The organism is Pseudoalteromonas sp. D15MCD-2 (assembly GCF_038562745.1).
Lineage (GTDB): Bacteria > Pseudomonadota > Gammaproteobacteria > Enterobacterales > Alteromonadaceae > Pseudoalteromonas.
On record NZ_JBCFQE010000001.1, the window covers coordinates 40,911 to 59,010 of the forward strand.

The 18,100-nt window shown below is 43.6% G+C and carries 10 protein-coding genes and 1 pseudogene; 5 read left to right on the forward strand and 6 right to left on the reverse strand.

The window, feature by feature from the left end; all coding sequences use genetic code 11:
* Window positions 1-29 precede the first annotated feature (29 nt).
* The 3 genes and pseudogenes from AADY36_RS00175 to AADY36_RS00185 form a co-directional block, all read right to left on the reverse strand.
* Entirely contained in the window at window positions 30-3,245 is a 3,216-nt protein-coding gene (locus tag AADY36_RS00175) for a S41 family peptidase (RefSeq protein WP_342408346.1), read from the reverse strand.
* A gap of 158 nt (window positions 3,246-3,403) precedes the next feature.
* The gene (locus AADY36_RS00180) at window positions 3,404-4,771 is read right to left on the reverse strand and encodes a 5-methyltetrahydrofolate--homocysteine methyltransferase (protein ID WP_342408347.1); all 1,368 of its coding nucleotides are present in this window, start codon (window positions 4,769-4,771) and stop codon (window positions 3,404-3,406) included.
* Window positions 4,772-4,799: 28 nt separating this feature from the next.
* Window positions 4,800-7,213, reverse strand: a pseudogene (locus tag AADY36_RS00185) (TonB-dependent receptor).
* Between the two features lie 138 nt (window positions 7,214-7,351).
* Here AADY36_RS00185 and AADY36_RS00190 point away from each other — a divergent pair.
* The 3 genes from AADY36_RS00190 to AADY36_RS00200 are packed head-to-tail and all read left to right on the forward strand — an operon-like array spanning window position 7,352 to window position 8,766.
* Window positions 7,352-7,855 carry a ZrgA family zinc uptake protein gene (locus AADY36_RS00190; protein ID WP_055020614.1) on the forward strand — a complete coding sequence of 168 codons (504 nt, stop codon included), beginning with the start codon at window positions 7,352-7,354 and terminating at the stop codon, window positions 7,853-7,855.
* Window positions 7,852-8,319, forward strand: coding sequence for a Fur family transcriptional regulator (locus AADY36_RS00195; RefSeq protein WP_055198507.1), 468 nt, complete (start codon window positions 7,852-7,854; stop codon window positions 8,317-8,319). Before AADY36_RS00190 ends, AADY36_RS00195 begins: the two co-directional genes overlap by 4 nt.
* A gap of 45 nt (window positions 8,320-8,364) precedes the next feature.
* The gene (locus AADY36_RS00200) at window positions 8,365-8,766 is read left to right on the forward strand and encodes a MerC domain-containing protein (protein WP_054563008.1); all 402 of its coding nucleotides are present in this window, start codon (window positions 8,365-8,367) and stop codon (window positions 8,764-8,766) included.
* A 60-nt stretch (window positions 8,767-8,826) separates the two neighbouring features.
* On the opposite strand, the gene AADY36_RS00205 is transcribed toward AADY36_RS00200, so the two are convergent.
* The gene (locus AADY36_RS00205) at window positions 8,827-9,072 is read right to left on the reverse strand and encodes a DUF3297 family protein (RefSeq protein ID WP_171037140.1); all 246 of its coding nucleotides are present in this window, start codon (window positions 9,070-9,072) and stop codon (window positions 8,827-8,829) included.
* A gap of 85 nt (window positions 9,073-9,157) precedes the next feature.
* Window positions 9,158-9,622 (reverse strand): energy transducer TonB family protein, encoded by a 465-nt coding sequence (locus tag AADY36_RS00210; RefSeq protein WP_342408348.1) that lies wholly within the window; start codon window positions 9,620-9,622, stop codon window positions 9,158-9,160.
* A gap of 178 nt (window positions 9,623-9,800) precedes the next feature.
* On the opposite strand from AADY36_RS00210, the gene AADY36_RS00215 reads away from it, so the two are divergent.
* Window positions 9,801-11,885: a TonB-dependent siderophore receptor gene (locus AADY36_RS00215; RefSeq protein WP_342408349.1), complete on the forward strand. Its 2,085-nt coding sequence runs from the start codon at window positions 9,801-9,803 to the stop codon at window positions 11,883-11,885.
* On the forward strand, window positions 11,875-13,020 hold the full coding sequence (locus AADY36_RS00220; RefSeq protein WP_342408350.1) for a DUF1624 domain-containing protein: 1,146 nt from the start codon (window positions 11,875-11,877) through the stop codon (window positions 13,018-13,020). Before AADY36_RS00215 ends, AADY36_RS00220 begins: the two co-directional genes overlap by 11 nt.
* A gap of 62 nt (window positions 13,021-13,082) precedes the next feature.
* Here the strand turns inward: AADY36_RS00220 and AADY36_RS00225 are convergent, their stop codons facing one another.
* Entirely contained in the window at window positions 13,083-18,020 is a 4,938-nt protein-coding gene (locus tag AADY36_RS00225; RefSeq protein WP_342408351.1) for a S8 family serine peptidase, read from the reverse strand.
* Window positions 18,021-18,100 lie beyond the last annotated feature (80 nt).

Below are 18,100 nucleotides of genomic sequence, written 5' to 3' on the forward strand. Positions count from 1 at the left end.
TTTTTTGCTTTTTAACAACCAGTTAAGAATTAAAAGTCAGTCGGTGCTGGTGGCACGGTGAGTGGCTTTTTCGGGTTGTCTTTTAGCTCTTTTAATAGCTCTTCTACGGCACGTTCAATCGATGGATCTTTACCTTGGTAGATTAACTCTGGGCGGTCAACAACCTTGATATCTGGAGTGACACCTTCGTTTTCGATGATCCAGTTGCCATTGTTATCTAAAACGCGGAATGTTGCCGCGATAACTTGGCCGCCATCGACAAGGCTTGGGTTACCTGAAATACCAATTAATCCACCCCAAGTACGGGTACCAATAAGTTTACCTAACCCTGCTTGGCGGAAGTAGTAAGGAATAGCATCACCGCCTGAACTTGAGTAACCATTGATCAGCATGGCTTTTGGACCATCATGAGCAAATTGTGGTGTTTTCGTTGGCTCAACACCGCGGCGCTTCCAATAGTTAAGTGGTTTACGAGCAAGCCAAGTGATCATGTGCTCAGGAATAAAGCCACCGCCATTGTATCGGTCATCAATAATCATGGCGTCTTTGGTGGTTTGCGGCATGTAGTTTTTGAACATGGCGCGGTTACCCTCAAACGCTGTATTTGGTAAGTGAACATAACCAATTCGGCCATTTGATAGCTTATCAACGTAGGCTGCACGAGAGTTAACCCAGTCTAAATAACGCAAACCTTGCTCGCTAGCTACAGGCTTAACGGTAACTTGCCATGCACCTTTGCTGCGCGGCTTATTGTTAAGGACTAGCTCAACTTGCTCACCTTGAGTGTTCTCTAGTAATTCGTAGAAGTTAGCGACGTCTTTTACTGAGCGGCCATTTACGGCAATGATGTAGTCGCCGTTATGTGCTTTTACCCCTGTTGTGCCAAGTGGTGAGCGGAAGTCTTCATGCCAGTTTTCACCTTGGAAGATTTGCTCAATTTTTACGTATCCAGATGGATCGCTGGCAAGTTTTGCTCCCAGTAAGCCGTGCTTTTTACGCTCTGCTTTTGGCATATCACCCGACTGCACATAAATGTGTCCTGAATTAATTTCACCTGCGATTTCACTGAGAATGTAATCTAAGTCACTACGATGTGAGATAGCATCAGCCATAGGTTGATACTTAGCTAAAATTGCATCCCAATCTTGGCCGTGATGGTTTTCATCGTAGAACCAATCACGTAATGTACGCCAGCCTTCAACATACATTTGCTGCCATTCAATTTGCGGCTCAATTTTTAAGGTCATGTTACTAAGATCAAGCTTATTCGCTGCTAGGTCTTGTTTTGCTTTAGGCTCAATTAAGCTGTAATCGTTACCCGCATGTACTAACAGGTGTTCACCGTTGCTCGAAATAGTATAACTACGAACCCCTTTAGCCACAGTTTCAAGCTCGCTGTCATGAGCTGTGCCTATTAATTGTAGGCCGCCATTAGCCAGTGTTAGCACGCCATCTTTTACAGCCGTTAAACCGCGATAATCTCCAGCCGGTGCATTTAAAGCGGTAACGCGCTGCATAAAATCGCTGCTTTGCAGGGTATTTTTCGCTTTCTTGTCGTCATCTTTTTGTTTATCGCTGACGATCGCTGTTTCGTCACTTTGTAGTGCGATAAGTGGTTTGATGCTGTCATTTACGGCTGCGGCATAAATACGCGTTGCACGATTAAACATGTAGTCGAACTCGTAGCTGCTGAAGGCTAAGTTAAAGTCGCGCTCAGAACTAAAATACAGGTATTGACCATCAGGAGAGAAAGTTGGGTTTTGCTCATTGGTCATTTCATCCGTTAAGCGAGTCACTTTCTTTTTATCAACATTGTAGTGCCACAGCGAGGCATAGCGGTTTTCATTGTTTTTCACATACACAATGTCTTCGCTATTTGGCGACCAAGTATATTGGCGAATGCCTTCTTCATCGTAGATGCTGGTATCAATTTTGTGTTGTTTTCCTGATTTTGCGTCTATCCACCAAAGAGTGTGGTTTTTATCTGCAAATAACAGTTTTGAGCTATCAGGTGACCAAATTGGTGTAAAACGCCAAATAGTTCCGTTGCTGGTTAGTTGCTTGGTGGCATTATTTTTACTGCGGTCTTTTAAGTAAATTTCGTATTCGCCACTTTCATCGCTCATATAAGCAATATAACGGCCATTTGGCGACCAACTTGCGTCAATTTCGCGGCCTTTTGCTGTGTAAGATAAGTTACGTGTTGGGCCTTGTTTAACCGGTACGCTAAATAGCTCACCGCGGGCAGTAAAGAGTGCACGCTTACCATCATGAGAAATCGACATTGAGTCGATAAAGTCACTCACATTTTTTGTGTACGGCATTGCGTATTGACGCACACCAGCAATGTTAATACTTAGCTTGCTGCTTTTTTGAGTTTTTGGATCAAAGCGATAAAGGTAACCACCGTTTTCATAAACAACAGCATTTGGGCCAGCTGATGGCCACAGTACGTCAAAGTCTTTATGGTTGGTCAGCTTCTTCGGCTCAGCGCCTTTTTGGTATTGATACAAGTTAAGGGTGTAATCTCGGTCAGATACAAAGTAAATGTTGTCGCCAACCCAGGTTGGTTGCTGATCGGTAGCGCGGTTAGTGGTTAGCTGCTCTGAGGTATTGTTTTTTAGATCGTAAACCCAGACATCTTGTGCACGACCGCCACGGGTACGCTTCCAAGTACGAAACTCACGGTCAATTGGCGTGTAAACATATTTACTACCATCTGGCGAAAGCATACCGCCGCCAGTTTCTGGAATAGCCAGAGGCTGCTCAAGGCCTCCGTCAGCAGGAACCATGTATGGACGACCCATACGTTTACCCCACGGTGTGCGGTTAGCACGAAACACCACATTTTTGCCATCTGGTGTCCAATCGAGAACACGATAATCAAAACCGCCGCGTGGTGGCATTGGGCCAACATCGTTGTAGTAAGTCAGTTGTTTTAAGCCAGAACCATCGCTGTTAATTACATAAATTTGGCGGCTGCCATTGTACTCGGCTGCAAAGGCAATGCGTTTACCATCAGGTGAAAACTTAGGGAAAGTTTCAAAGCCAATATGGTCAGTTAAGCGTTTGCTCTCGCCTGTTTGCGTATTAGCAATGTAAATATCACCACCGTAAACAAAGGTAACATTTTGGTTATGAATATCAGGAAAGCGCAGTAAGCGCGTGTCTTTAGTTTCGTAAGCTGATGCCCAAGGTGCCAGTGTCGCAGCCATGGCCAGTGCCAACGTTGTTAGTTTTTTCATGGGATTACATCCTATATTGGGAACTGTTACATCATAACCATTAAGACTTAAATAGCGATGCAGTTGCGATGAAAGGTCTGTTACAAAATATGAATAAAAAAAGGTTGGCAGTAAATGCCAACCTTTGCGAGCTATGTCATACCATAAAACATAACTTCTTAGTGGTCGTGATCGACACTGTCTTCTGCAATACCTAACCAAGTGATGGCGCTTGGTGCAAAAGTCAGTTCAAGATCACCTTCAATTTCAAGATCTTCGATATGTACTTTTAGTACATGCTGAGCGATAGGGTCGGCAACATAAGCAAACTCCCTATTTTGTGACACAGTCATGCTGAAGTTCATGCCCTCTGGCATCGTTGTTACGTCTTCTTCAGTGATATCTACTTTACCGGCAAGCTCCCAGTGCATGTGGCCGTCGTGCTCATGGGCTTCAAGCACGTTTAAAAAGCCTAAGCTATCAAGTACTAAAAAGTGCTCTCCGCTTGCTGAAAATGAGTAAGATACAGCACTTACGCCTTCATCAAGTTGCCACTCTAGTACTTCCATTTCAGCTTCGCTTGGATTGATACTTACAAATACACCCGATGCAATTGCAATAAAGCTTTCACTACCTTCATGGCCATATAATGTGCCAATACGTGTATCACCTAGAGCATCTATATTGGCGATTTTTTCTGCATGGTATTCATCATCATGCTGGTGGGCTACCAGTACACCGTCACCACAACCAAATGCTACATAATCATGGTTTTGCGCTGCACCGTGTAAATCTGGGCAAGTAACTTCAAATGTTTGTTCAAGCTCATATTCACCTTCATGAAGGTGGAAAACACCCACTTGATCCGGCAGGATTTTAGCGTTTGAAGTGCTTTCGCTATCCGCACGGCGCAATGTTGCAACTAGGTGCTCGCCACGTGGCTCTGCAACACCATGCATATTGATGTCGTACTGAATACCAGCAAGCGTCTCTGTTTCGTTAGCAATGTCGTTATCGGTTAACACTTCTACAGAGGCAACCGTACCTGCATCGGCATTACCATCGTAAAACACGGCCATTTGACCATCATGTTTAACGATGTGAGTAGGGCGGCTGCCCGTTGTTAGCTCGTAGTCACTAAATGCAGGGCCTTGTTTATAATCATGTAAATGCTCGCCATGATCTTCACGCCATAAACCGCCATCGATAAAACCTAAGTAATCTTGGCTGCGGTTAGCAATAACTGCATAACGGTAGCTTGGTGAAACATTTAGTGAGCTTGAATCATGGATAAGCGAAAACGTTTCTAGTAGTGAGTCGTCATCTAAATCAAAGATATTCGCTTCGTTGCTATCAGCTGCTAAAACCGCTAAACGGCCCATTGAGTCAATGGTATAACCGTCATCATGATCATGGTCATCACCACTGTCGTCAGGAACCTCGATAGGGTCTTTCTCAACAATATTTGTTTCTGCGTCACCACATGCGGTGATCAGGGTGCTACTAATTGCCAGTGCCAATAGTTTTAATCTAAATAAGTGTGTCATGTAGGTTTCCTTTATTTGTAATTTTGTTTTAGAAGTAGCCGCGAACACCAAACGCAAAACTGCGCCCAGGACGTGGTGCAATGTCTTTTAAGAATGAGCTATGAACGCGGGCTTCTGTGTCCGTTAAATTTGTGCCTTTTAAATAAAGCGATAGGTCTTGGTTCAATACCGATAACTCATAAGAAATACTGGCATCAACAAGGGTATAGCCGTCTGTTGTGGTTTCTTCTTGTGCTATGCGGTCTTGTTCTTGGTAGCGCGTAACGTGAATATTTGCCGTTAGGTTTTCGGTTTGATAGCTAAACTCCGTACCAAAACGCAGTGGTGGAGTGCGTGGTAAATCTCCGCCGTCTTTTAGGCGCGCGCGTACATAATCTGAGAATAAGTCGAGTTTAAATTCATCGCTTAGCTGCCAAGCAACTTGCGCTTCAAAACCATGTAAAATCACATCGTCTGTTTTAAATAAATAAACCGGTAGTTCAGATGAATGATCGTGCTCTTCTTCGTGATCATGTTCGTCGCCATGGTCGTGATCATGACCGCTTTCAGCGTATAGGCCTGTGTTGATCTGGTAATAATAGTTATCTACTTGGTTGTAAAAGGCATTGAAGATAAAGCCAATATCACCTTCGGTTTTACGGAATGTCAGGTCGATATTATTTGCCGTTTCTAAATCGATAGCGTCATCTGATAGCTCAAAATGACCATCATGAGTGTCGAATAGCGCACCAACTTCATACGTTGCAGTACCAATGTGTGGGCCGAAAGATAACAGCTCAGAAGCAGACGGAGCGCGCTCAGAACGCGATACCGATAAACCTAGGTTATAACCTGGTGTAAAATCCCATACTACACCTGTTGATAAGCTTACCGGTGTAAACTCTTGGGCAACATCAAATACGCGTGTGTAGTTTGATTCTTCGTGGTCATGATCATGGTCGTGCTCATCACCGTCTTCATCATGTGCATGGGCGTCGATCTCAGGTAACAGCACATTATTAGCATCAATAGTAACTCGCTCAACACGGCCACCTAATTGCACTAAAAAATCGCCAAAATGCTTTTCTTCCATAATTGCAAAAGCAATACTTTCAGTAACAGAAGGAGGGGTGAATGCTTCTGAGCCTTGTGCTTCTACATCACTTTTTTTGTAATGAAAGCTAACGCCACCATTCCACTCATCAAATTGGCTATGCAGAATGTCAACGCGCAGCTCATTGGTTTCGTTTTTGAAAGTTGTGCCTACAGCACCGTGCTCGATTTCAGCGTGTTCGTAGTCTGTGTGGCCTGCACGTAAGTTAATTTTGCTTAGCCACTCACTGTCGATATTGTATTCACCAAGTAGCTGAACTTTGGTTTGTTCAAGATCAGCAAAAACAGCTTCTTCTTCACTGTGCTCCTCTTCGTGATCATGCTCTTCTTCTTCACCATGAGTATGGCCAGGAATACCGTATTGGCGGTTAAATTGCTCAACCGCAACACCAAGGTAACCTTGCTCAAATAAGTAGCTAGTACCAACAGTAAAGCCATCTGAGTCTTCATTACTGTTTTCTACTACGTACTTTGAGCTGTGCTCTGTGTCGTCAATATCGGCGGCAACAGGTACTTCGTAATCGCCTGATTCACGCCAGAATGCATCAGCATAAAAGGCAAATGACTCTGTCCCTGTGGTGGCATTAAACGAAGCAACTTTTTGCTCATCTACAGAGTTATGTTCTAGGTTCCATTCACCACGTGTTGTGCTGTCTGTTGGTACTCGGCTATCAACTACGTTGACGACACCACCAATTGCACCGCTGCCATAAAATAGAGTTGCTGGACCACGTAATACTTCAATTTGCTGCGCTGTTGATGCTTCCGATGCCACTGAGTGATCAGGGCCAACACGTGACACATCACTTACATCTAAGCCATTTTGCGTAATTAAAACACGTGGGCCGCTCAAACCACGGATCACAGGCGTACTGGCAACCTTGGCATGAAAGTTTGTGTTAACGCCCGGCAGCTTTTCGAGGCTATCGCCAAGCGTTGATGCTTGTTGGCGTCTTAATTGTTCGCTAGATAACACACTAACAGGTGAGGCAGATTCCATTGCCGACATATGAATCGGCGTTGCTTCAACATCAATCACTTCAATCGGTGAGCGCTTTAGATTAAAGGTTGCGCTGTGGTCTTGTCATTGGTAAGTGTGATATCTCGATGTAAGTGAGCATAACCTGGCGCTGAAATATGTAGCTCTTTTAAGCCGTTATTTAAGCCGCTGATTTCAAACTCACCTTTGTCGTTAGTTGTTACTTTTTGATCAGACCCTTCAAGGTCAACTGTGGCATTAGCCACCGCTTTACCTTGGTTATTTAAAACAACGCCTTTGATTGATTGTGCCAAAACACTGGCTGGTAATAACGCTGCTATGACGACAGCCACTCTTGAGATGTTATTCATTATTCACCATTGTAGATATGTTATAATGTATCAATTGTGCTTTAATTGTTATAATGTATCAAGTGTGAATCGACGAATGAGTTTTATTCTTTTTTGTAACAGCATGTTTAAAGTGAGGTAAATGGAGTGATTGGGGTTATGAAAGCAGCAAAATTAGCAGTGATATGCTTTATGGTTGGATGTATTTTTTCAGCTCAAGGGCATCAACACCATCATCATTCACATGGTGAGGGAGTGCTTTTTGTGGTTCATGATCAAGACAAGTGGCGGGTTAAGTTCATTTTACCGGCTGGAGATATTTTTGGCTTTGAGCATCAGCCCGAGACAGCTGAGCAAAAGCAAACCATTAAACAAACGTTAGCCCAATTAGCAAATTCACAGCAGTTAGTGACATTTAACGGCGAATGTAAGCTTACTCAAGCAAATTTTGAAAACCCATTTGAGCATCACACTCATCATGCACATCAAGACTTAGAAGTTGAATACTCGTTTAACTGTGATAAGCCCGTCTCTAAAGTCACAGTTACTTTATTTGCATGGGCTGAAGCAATATCTGTTATCGAAGCACAGTGGATCACAGAGCAAGCGCACGGGATAGCAGAGCTGACAGCAACAAAACCTTATATTGAGTGGCCGCTATGAATAAACAGCGATTAACCAGCACACTTAATAAAGCGAAGCAGGTTTGCCTTGAGCATGGTAGAAAGTTCACCATTCAGCGCAAGCAAATACTGCAAATATTACTAACCACAGACGTGCCGTTATCGGCCTACGAATTAGCCAGTTGCTACAAGCTGCGCACAAGTTCAAGTGTATCTGTTATGTCTGTTTATCGAATTTTGAGCTTTTTGGAGTCGGTAAACCTTGTTCGCAGGCTTAATAGTGCTAACAAATATATCGCTTACGGTACCGACAGTGAGGTTTTTAAGCGTGAGACTTCTTTGTTTTTGATTTGCCGTCATTGCCAAAAAGTTGAGACTTTAGCGGTTTCACACAGTGATGTTGCAAAGCTTTTCCCTCATTTTGATGATGCAGGTTTTACCTCACAAACAAAGCAATTTGAAATGCTGGGAGTATGCAATGAGTGCCAAGCAAAACTTGCTTGATGCACTTTTTATAATTCATGTGTTCAATTTTGTAGGAATTATTCAGTGAAATTACAAGAAATAATGGACAAGTTTGCCATCGGGTTATCAGCTATGTGTGCTATTCACTGTTTAGCTGTGCCTGTGTTATTGGTTTTATTACCAAGTGCTGCAGCACTGGGTTTAGGTAATGAGCAATTTCATTTTTGGATGTTAGTTGCGGTACTGCCAAGCAGCTTATTAGCACTATTTTTAGGGTGTAAAAAACATAAACGTTATCGATTATTGATGCTAGGAGGTGCAGGGCTGGTGTTGTTGTCTGCAGCGGTGCTGCTTGGCGAAAATGTTATTGGTGAGGCTGGCGAAAAAGTACTTACTTTATTGGGTTCGCTCTTTGTCGTCACCGGGCATTGGTTTAACTTTCGCTTGTGTGGGAAAAAACGAGGGGCTGAGTGCCTAAGCTCGTAAAGATATAAACTTGTTGGCCAACCATTGAATTGGCCAACAAGCTAATTCAGCAAAACTGAATTACTTGTAGAATACTTCTACAGTGCCTTTTACTTTTAATAGTAAAGGTTGGCCGCGGCGATCAAGGGCTTTTGGAGAAGCGACTTTGATCCAGCCTTCGCTGATATTATATTCTTCAACGTCAAAACGCTCTTTGCCGTTAAGTTTTACACCAATTTCATGTTCGAAAACTTCTTCCACATAAAATTTACTACGTGGATTGATAGAAAGTTGGTTTGGTAATTCTGGTTTTTGTGTATCAGTCATAGTTGCGATCTGCATTGAATAAATTGTGCGCCATTGTAGGCAATAGCTGGCATTGGCTCAAGTATCTACACGGCAAATTTATTGTTTACTCGCAGGCTTGTTCTGAATGCTCAACGCACATGGCAACGGCTTCACTCTTTTTGTCGAAGTCGTGTGTTAAGCAGTAGTCAAAACGCATGGTTAACTCAATTACTTGTTCATCCGTGCGCTCTGGCCATTGCCAGTCTCTCACTATTTGCCTTGCTGCCTTTCTAACGTCTTTACTAAAGCGCTTTGGCGCTGAATTTTCAATATTTAAGTTTTTCACATCGCCTTCTGGCGTTACCTGAAAGTTGACAATTGCGCAGCCACTGCCTTGTCGATTTAGCAGCCCTGTCGGGTATTGTACATGGTGCATTGGTGGCAGCCGTTGCCAGCTAGGCTTATCTGTAGTGGTATCGAGTACCTGGGCTTGAATATCAACAAATGGAAATTTACGTGATAAATCAGGGTTTGCGAATGAGCTGATTGATGCGCATATGAGCGTTAATGCTAAAAGTGATTTATACATAGCTTTCCTTAACTTGTTTGTTTTTTAATCCACCTCAAATTTAGCGTTAAAAATTATCTTTGTAAACTAGAGGCTTGGCTAAAAATTAAGGGATAAATGTATTGTTATACTATAACCTATTTTTTATTTGTGTTATTTTATAACAAATCATTTCTCTTAACTTTTACAATCAGACCTTATGAAGTACTCAACTCTTAGTTTAGCCTTAGCTGCGGCGTTTGCAGCGAATACACATGCAGCTGATAACAGCGATATCGAAACGATCACCATTGAACATAAACAGGCGTTTCGTGGTGATATTCCAACAAAAGATTTACCGCAATCGATCACCACATTAAGTAAAGACATGATGACTGATAACGGTATTACAAAGTTTCGTGATGCACTGGATTTTTCTGCCAGTATTACTCGTAAGAATAATGGTGGAGCACTGTGGGATAGCTATTCAATTCGTGGTTTGTCTGGTAACGAAAATATGCCGTCTGGGTACTTAGTTAACGGTTTTAGTGGTGGTCGCGGCTTTGCAGGCCCGCGTGATGTATCAAACATTGAATACATCGAAGTATTAAAAGGACCAGGCTCGGCACTCTATGGCCGTTCGGAGCCGGGTGGTACCGTAAACATTATTACTAAAAAGCCACAGTTTTATCAGCAAGGGCAACTTCAAGCTGAGTTGGGTAGCGATGATCACAAGCGTATTCAAGGTGATTACACTAACGGTTTAAGCGATGATTTAGCATTTCGTATCAATGGCGCATGGCAAGATAGCGACAGCTTCAGAGACTATGTACACCACGACAAATTCGTGATTACGCCTTCGCTTTATTATCAAATCAACGATAACTCATCGCTGACTTATGAGTTTGAGTATGTTGATCAACAGCAAATGTATGACCGCGGTATTGTGGTGTTAAATGGTGATTTTGATACCGTGCCTGAGTCACGCTTTTTAGGTAATCCAAATGATGCACCAACCAAGGTGCACTCGCGCGGCCATCAATTAAATTACAGCAACGATCTAAACCAAGATTGGAGCTTGTTATTAGGTGCTAGTTACCGTACTGCAACGTTAACGGGTTATTCGTCAGATGCTGAGCTTTCACCATCGCGTCAGTCATTATTTGATGATGGTAGAACTTTAACTCGCCAGCACAGATACCGTGACTATGAGTCTGATGATTTATCGCTGCGTTTTGAATTAAGCGGTCACTTTGATGTTGCCGGTATCACCAACCATGTATTGATTGGTGTTGACGGTTACGACTATGAGCTGCGCACTGGGCTTTATCGCTACCGTGGTGGTAATGGTACTTATACCATTGATATTTATGAGCCAGAGTACAGCACTACTGAAGGCCCTGAAGTGGGCATGCAGTACGAAAATAACGAACAACAAAATGCGTACGGTATTTACCTGCAAGACCAACTAGATCTAACCGATAACTTAAAAGTGATGTTAGGTCTGCGTTTTGATGAAATTGAACAAGATATTTTTGAGACTAAGTCTGGTGTGGCATCAAACAGCAAAGAAAACCGCATTAGTCCACGTTTTGGTGTGGTTTACGCACTTAATGACGACATTAACCTTTACTCAAGCTATTCAGAAGGCTTTTTACCACTGAGTGGCACCGATGCCGAGGGTAATCCATTCGGTTTTGAAGAAAGTGACTCGTTTGAGGTAGGTGTTAAATTTAGCTACGCCAATATCAGCGGTACACTTGCTTATTTTGATGCAAGCAAGAGCAACATGCTGGTGGCAGATCCAGTAAATGTGGGTTATTCAACACCTGTAGGTAAAGCAAATAGCACAGGTTTTGAGTTAGATTTAACAGGTTCATTGGGTGACAATACCGAGTACAACCTATCTTATGCCTATGTTGATGCCGAGACTGCCACAGACAGTCTAAATGTTGACTGGTTAGTGCCAATTCCTAAAGGTAGCCCACTTGTGAACGTACCAAAGAATAACCTTTCGATTGGCTTAAACCATGACCTAAGTCTATTCGCACAAGAAATAAAGATTGGTGGTCATTATCAATATGTGTCTGACCGTTTGGGCGACCCAGCTGATCTCACTTTCCGTTTACCGAGTTACCAAACTGTTGGTTTATTTGCTAAATGGCGAGCGACTGAACGTACGACAGTATCACTGAATGTTGATAACGTGTTTGATGAACATTATATTGCCAGTTCTTACAATGCATTGTGGGCCTACCCGGGTGCGCCAACGCAATTTAAACTTGGCGTAAGTTATGACTTCTGAGCAAGTTAAAAGCCGTATTCACAGTATCGACATCATGCGTGGTGTCGTTATTCTGCTGATGCTACTTGATCATGTGCGAGAGCGATTTTTCTTGCACATGCAGGTGGCCGATCCCATGGTGGTTGATACAACTTCGCCAGGGCTTTTTTGGAGCCGCTTTGCTGCGCATTTTTGTGCACCAACCTTTATCTTTTTAACCGGTTTGTCGGCGTGGCTTTATAGTCATCCAGCAAGTGGCGTGGCGCGCTCAGCACGAAGCTTTTTAATCAAGCGAGGGCTATTTTTAATCGCCCTCGAAGTGACCCTGATTTGTTTTTCGTGGATGGGTTACTACCACACTATTTGGCTACAAGTGATGTGGGCGATTGGCCTTTGTATGCTGGTGTTAGCAGCATTGATTAAGCTGCCACGCAACCTATTGCTGGTTCTTGGTTTAGTTATTGTATTTGGTCACAACTTACTGACTCCAATCAGCTTTACGCCCGATGAGTTTGGTTACTCGCTGTGGACGATTTTGCATGACCGAGGCTATCTATCACAAGGCGGTTTAATCGACGTCAAAATTAGCTACCCAGTGCTGCCTTGGATTGGCGTTATCTTATTGGGTTACTGTGCAGGTCCTTTATATGCACACACTCAATCGGCGGATTCACGTAAGCGAGCATTACTGCTGTTAGCCCTGTTATGTGTGGGATTATTTGCGCTGCTGCGTGGTTTTAATATTTATGGTGAAACTTTGCCGTGGCAAACGTTTAGCACCACAACAGAAACCATGATGTCGGTGTTTAACGTGACTAAGTACCCACCGTCACTGAGCTTTTTGCTGATCACGTTAGCAGGCATGTTTGTTGGCTTATGGTTATTTGAAAGACCACTCAACCGCGTTACTAATGCGCTACGTGTATATGGCTCTGTGCCTATGTTCTTTTATATTTTCCACCTCTATGTACTGCTCTTTATGTATCAAATAGGCATGCTGATCTGGGGGGCAAATCAAGGGCAATATTTAGGAGTCAGTGATATCTCAGGTATTTGGTTTATTACTTTGCTGCTGGCAATAGGGCTTTATTGGCCAACCAAGACGTTTAGTGAATACAAGCGTAAGGCTAACAAGCCTTGGTTAAAGTATTTATAATGAAAAATGCCGATATGCTAAGCATATCGGCATTACTCTTAACTATCCTAATTAACTAATCCTTAGTTAATTCGAGATTTTTTACGACGAAGTGCCATCAGTGGTGCAACAGCTAGTAATAACCAGCCGAATGAACCGCTTGATGATTTCTTGTCTTTTTCAACCTCAGTCTCTGGAATCACTGCCTCAGGGAAAGTACAGCTACCATCGTCAGTATTGGCGCTTTCATCATAGTTAGTTGCTGAGCTGTCAGTACAGCCAAGCTCTTCACCATCAGACATCACCGATAATACAAATGAACTCATTGCTGCATCAGTTGGGTTAACGCTGTCGCTAACTTTTACTGTTACATCAATATCACCATGGAAGTGCGCCGCTGGCGTGATAGTCACAGTGCTACCTGATGTGTGACCAGATACTTCATAAGTGAAGTTTTCGCCTAACACGTCGATTTGGTTGCTCACTTGGTTTTCGTCAGCATAAAGCACGTCAAAACTAATCGTTTCGTTCTCTGCCACCGACATATCAGTTAAGGCTGCCATTTCTAGGTTACCGATAACTTCAAGATCAAGGGTGATGGTTTCATCATCTGCGCCAACTAAACCATTTGTAAGTGATAGTTGATGCGTTTGATTCGCCGCTTGCTCACCAATGTACGCTTGGAATTTCACGTCAAACTTAGATATTTCAGGGCCTGTGTAGTCAAGACACACAACCAGTTTGTCGTGTAGTACTTCGTCCATATTGTCGAAGCCGTACTTGTTACCGATGTTTAAATCGATAGGAATATCACCACTGATAAAGCCACGGCCGTCAGCAGCTTTCAAGCCGATAGAACCTTGTGCATCAACCAAGCTTAGGTTGTCGTAAGCAAATAGTAGCTCGTATTCACCTGGCTCATAGTCAATGCCCATACGCATGAACATTTCAACATCAACTGATTGGCCTTCAGTTCTTGAGCGCTGGATATTATCCCACTCAAGTACTAACCACTCACGCGATACCGTGTAAGTTGGTGTGATACCTGCGTTGGCGTCATAGTTACCGTAACCACCGTCAACACGCTCAGGGATCATGTTGTCACCAACCCAGAACGGCGCGATTAGGTAAGGCGGCGGTGGCGGCTGAGTGTAACCTTCTGGCAGTTCAACGTGGAATGGCGTTGTACGGCCTTGCGAACCAAATGTGACTAAACCAGCTGGGTTAAGTTTAATTGAGTCGAAGTGGTACTTGTTAAAGAATGGGAATGATACATCAAGATTAGTGTTCATGATTTCTTTAAATGTGTACTCAAACTCGTTGTAGTAACGACCTTCAACACCTTCTAGTGTACGCCAGCCAAGCTCACGTAGTTCTAGGTAGTGAGGATCTGGTGAATGCGCCGATGTTAATGAACACATTTCGTCTGTGATGTTGGTGGTAATGTTATAATTACGCTCAACATTTTTAGTCGTCTCTTGAACACCAACTAGTGCTAGAGCGTTACTATCTAGCATTGGTGTTACTGGCGTTGAGTTAGATGCGACAATGCTGTCAGGAACAATGTCTACGCCCGCAGGGAACTCAGTGTTTAGTGCAAATTGACGCGCTTCATTTTCGTTATTAGCAATAACGCTGATTTCGAAGTCAACTAAGTCACCTACATAAGCTTTGTTTTTGTTGGCCGTAAAGGTCACGTCTTTATCAACTTGCTCGATGATCACTGGCACAAAACCAAGATTGCCTGCATCTTCAGGGTTGCTACCAATATCAAAGCCGCCGAAGTAAATATCGCCAATTTCCATATCAGGTAGGTTATAAGCAAGGTCAAGCTCCAGTTCGTCATAACCCGGTACGCTGTTTGGTCCTGTTACAGTGAGTGAGCCATTGTCTTCAGTGGTCACCGCTGTCGCAAATGAGACTTCAATACCTTCATCAACTTCGCCATACGATAGAGTCTGTAGACTCATGTATAACGTAAAATATTCACCCGCTTCAGGATCAACAATGTTACAGAAGTTAGTTAGGGTGTAGCTAGTTGACATACATAGCGTTTCTTCAAAAGACGCGATGCCATCACCATTACTATCTTTACCCATAAAGACCAATACGCGAGACTGCTCATTCATAATGCTTGCGCTGAACATTTTTGCGTCTTCAGGCACTGTCGTCCACTGAATGTGGTTGTTGTTTACAGCTTCATCTTCACCTTCAACCTCTACGCTATCGAATGGGTCGCCTGGTGTGGTGTCGTTGAATAGGTGTACTGTTTCAACTTGGCCTTTTACTAAGCCGTACGATTGTGTTGTTAGATTACTAATTTCAGAAGTATTAAATGGACCGACTTTCATCGTCGCAGAGCGGCGGTGTGCATCAACCTTAATAAATTCAGGTAAACCTGTATCGCCAACGTAGGTCCATACAGGCATTTCAAGTACTGGCGATTCAGGATTGCTAGACGTTAGAATTAATTGACCTTGGTTACCTGTGTAGTCAACCGTTTCTTGTGGTGTTGCATTTTGATGTGCTTCTACAGTGACAACAATGCTTTGAGTTTCGCCCGCTTTAATATCAAATTGCGCTGGCTCAACACTAATCGTACTATTTCCAATCCAGCTTTCAGTGTGTAGCGTCCAGCTTGCATCTTCAGTTGCCGTGAAGGTCCTGATAAACGTACACTTAAAGCCGCAGTCATTATCTACCATGTAAGCTGTGTTTAGTGCTTTTTCACGGCCACCAAGGCTTGGGTTGGCTGCACTCATGTTCGCAATGCTTTCATCAAGCAATAGGCCCGCTTTATCAGCACGTTCAACTTGCATTTTACCTGAACCCATTTCAGCAAGTGCCGCATCAAAGCCATCATCAGCATAATTATCTAAATAGCGAGCCATACCAAGTTGGTTGTTTGCAGTTAACATTAATGCTGATTGAATTTGCATTGGTGTCCAATCAGGATGAGATTGTTTTAACAATGCTGCTGCACCCGCAACGTGTGGGCTTGCCATTGATGTACCAGACATAGATTGCCAGTCTGAAGTCGCTGGGTTGCTAGTAAATGGTTGATCGTCTGATGATGGCGCATAGATATCAACACCCGGAGCAGCAAGGTCTACAAGTAAGGTGTCAAAGCCAAAGTATGATGGACCACGGCCAGAGAAGTAAGCAATGCGGTCTTTATCTACAGTATCTACGGTGCCTTCGGTTGCTTCAATGGTACCCATGTGGCTGTCGCCTGTGCTTAGCCAGTCAAGTAAGCTCGTACCATCGACGTTTTTAATGTGAATGGTAGGGATAGGGTAAGTCACTGAAGGAATCGTGTAGCGATCGTAAAATGATACATGGTTATAAATAATTAAACCTTCTGCACCGCCTGCCTCTACGTTTAGCGATTTAGAGTACAGCGGGTAAGAACTACGTTTACATACGACAATCACATCTTGTGCACTTTCGTCGATAGCGGTTGCTGGGTCATCAACTAAATCAAATGTCCCTTCAGGGAATGGCTTGTCACAGTTGGCAAGTGCATAGCTTGAGCTTTCATTTGGATTTTCAAAGTCAGTTGCGGCAACGATTAAACCTGTTAGCTCGTTAAAGTTAACACCTGCACCAGCAAATGGTCCTGGCGCTGCAGTATCGCCACCAGTTAGGTTTTTAAGTTGTTTGTTACCAAAATTGACTTTAGTTGAAGGCGTATGAGCTGCAACTGTGGTTACCCAAGGTGAAGAGTGGTCAGCCGTTGAATATTCAGGGCCGCTGTTACCTGCCGCTACCGCCACAAATACACCGGTTTCGGCCGCATTCATGAACGCTTGCTCAATTGGGTCGCTCCATGGGTCTTCTTCAAGGCCACCTAATGAAGCATTCAGTACGTCAACATTATCAATCGCTGCTTGTTCAACGGCTGCTAAGATAGCGCTTGTTGGACAGCCTGCATAAGGGTCACCTGAACCACCAGGCCAACATACTTGGTATGAAATGATATTGGCATGAGGTGCCATACCTGATACTTGCGGGAAAGTTACATTGGTTTCTAAACCAGATGATTGGCTTTCATACTCTGTCAGTTTGTAAGGAATATCGTAAAGGATATTACCTGCCGCTGTACCTGCAACGTGTGAACCATGGCTATGATAGTCTTCACCATTTTCAGGGCGAGTCTCTTCAAACACAGTATCAACGTAGGCTGCGGTGATCTCAGGGTAAGAATAAACACCAATTAGCTTGTCGTTACACAGATCAGCAAATTCGGCGGTTGCACAGTCACCTAGGTACTTGTCGCCTAGAGGGTTGGTGTGAGTGTAGCCATCGCCACCTACTGCTGCGAATGATGGGTGATCGGTGTTGATACCCGTATCTATGATACCGACAACCGTGCCTTCACCTTTGTTGCTGCTAGGGTTGCTAGCACTTGCGCTCCAAAGTGCAGAAGCACCGGTTTGCTCAATGGTATTAAAAGTATTTAGGCTGTAGATTTTTGAGCGAGTGATCTTCTTAACACCAGCCACTTTAGCAAGGCGCTTCGCTTCATCTTGTGTCATTTGGGTGGTGAAACCGTTTAAAGTCACATTGAATGTACGCTCAACATTTAGCTGTAAGCCTTGCAGGCTCATTGCGGCATTAACAACTGATTGACGCTTACTTGCTAGGTGATTAGCGTAAGTTGCAATCGCAGGCTGCGCCATATTAAGCGTTGAGCGCGCTGTTGCTTGTTGCGTCTGCATTACCACATCTTTAGTGCTCGCAAGCCCTTTAACACCTCCTTGGTAAGTCGAAATTGGTGCATCCTCCAGTTGCACGATATAAGTTTGAATACCACTAATATCTTTCTCTGGTGTGAAAACGCGGCTTTGTTTTTTAACTGTGTTATTAACCTTGTCTTCCCACATAAATTCATTGCTAACGGTTTGCTTTGGCGCATAGCCTGCTGGCTGTTCTGGCCATGCCTGGTCATTTAGCGCAGCAGCAGACGTACCTACACCTAAATAAAGTGCAGATGCGACCATCACTGATACTTTTTTCATATTGAACATGTGATCTAACTTCCCTCGAAGGATTATAATTATGAGCTCGCGCAGCGGCGAACGGTTGTAATCAGTAGGGA

Coding starts and splice junctions, on each gene's coding strand:
- AADY36_RS00175 (WP_342408346.1), bottom strand. CDS start 3,245: ATGAAAAAACTAACAACGTTGGCACTGGCCATGGCTGCGACACTGGCA.
- AADY36_RS00180 (WP_342408347.1), bottom strand. CDS start 4,771: ATGACACACTTATTTAGATTAAAACTATTGGCACTGGCAATTAGTAGC.
- AADY36_RS00190 (WP_055020614.1), top strand. CDS start 7,352: ATGAAAGCAGCAAAATTAGCAGTGATATGCTTTATGGTTGGATGTATT.
- AADY36_RS00195 (WP_055198507.1), top strand. CDS start 7,852: ATGAATAAACAGCGATTAACCAGCACACTTAATAAAGCGAAGCAGGTT.
- AADY36_RS00205 (WP_171037140.1), bottom strand. CDS start 9,072: ATGACTGATACACAAAAACCAGAATTACCAAACCAACTTTCTATCAAT.
- AADY36_RS00210 (WP_342408348.1), bottom strand. CDS start 9,622: ATGTATAAATCACTTTTAGCATTAACGCTCATATGCGCATCAATCAGC.
- AADY36_RS00215 (WP_342408349.1), top strand. CDS start 9,801: ATGAAGTACTCAACTCTTAGTTTAGCCTTAGCTGCGGCGTTTGCAGCG.
- AADY36_RS00220 (WP_342408350.1), top strand. CDS start 11,875: ATGACTTCTGAGCAAGTTAAAAGCCGTATTCACAGTATCGACATCATG.
- AADY36_RS00225 (WP_342408351.1), bottom strand. CDS start 18,020: ATGAAAAAAGTATCAGTGATGGTCGCATCTGCACTTTATTTAGGTGTA.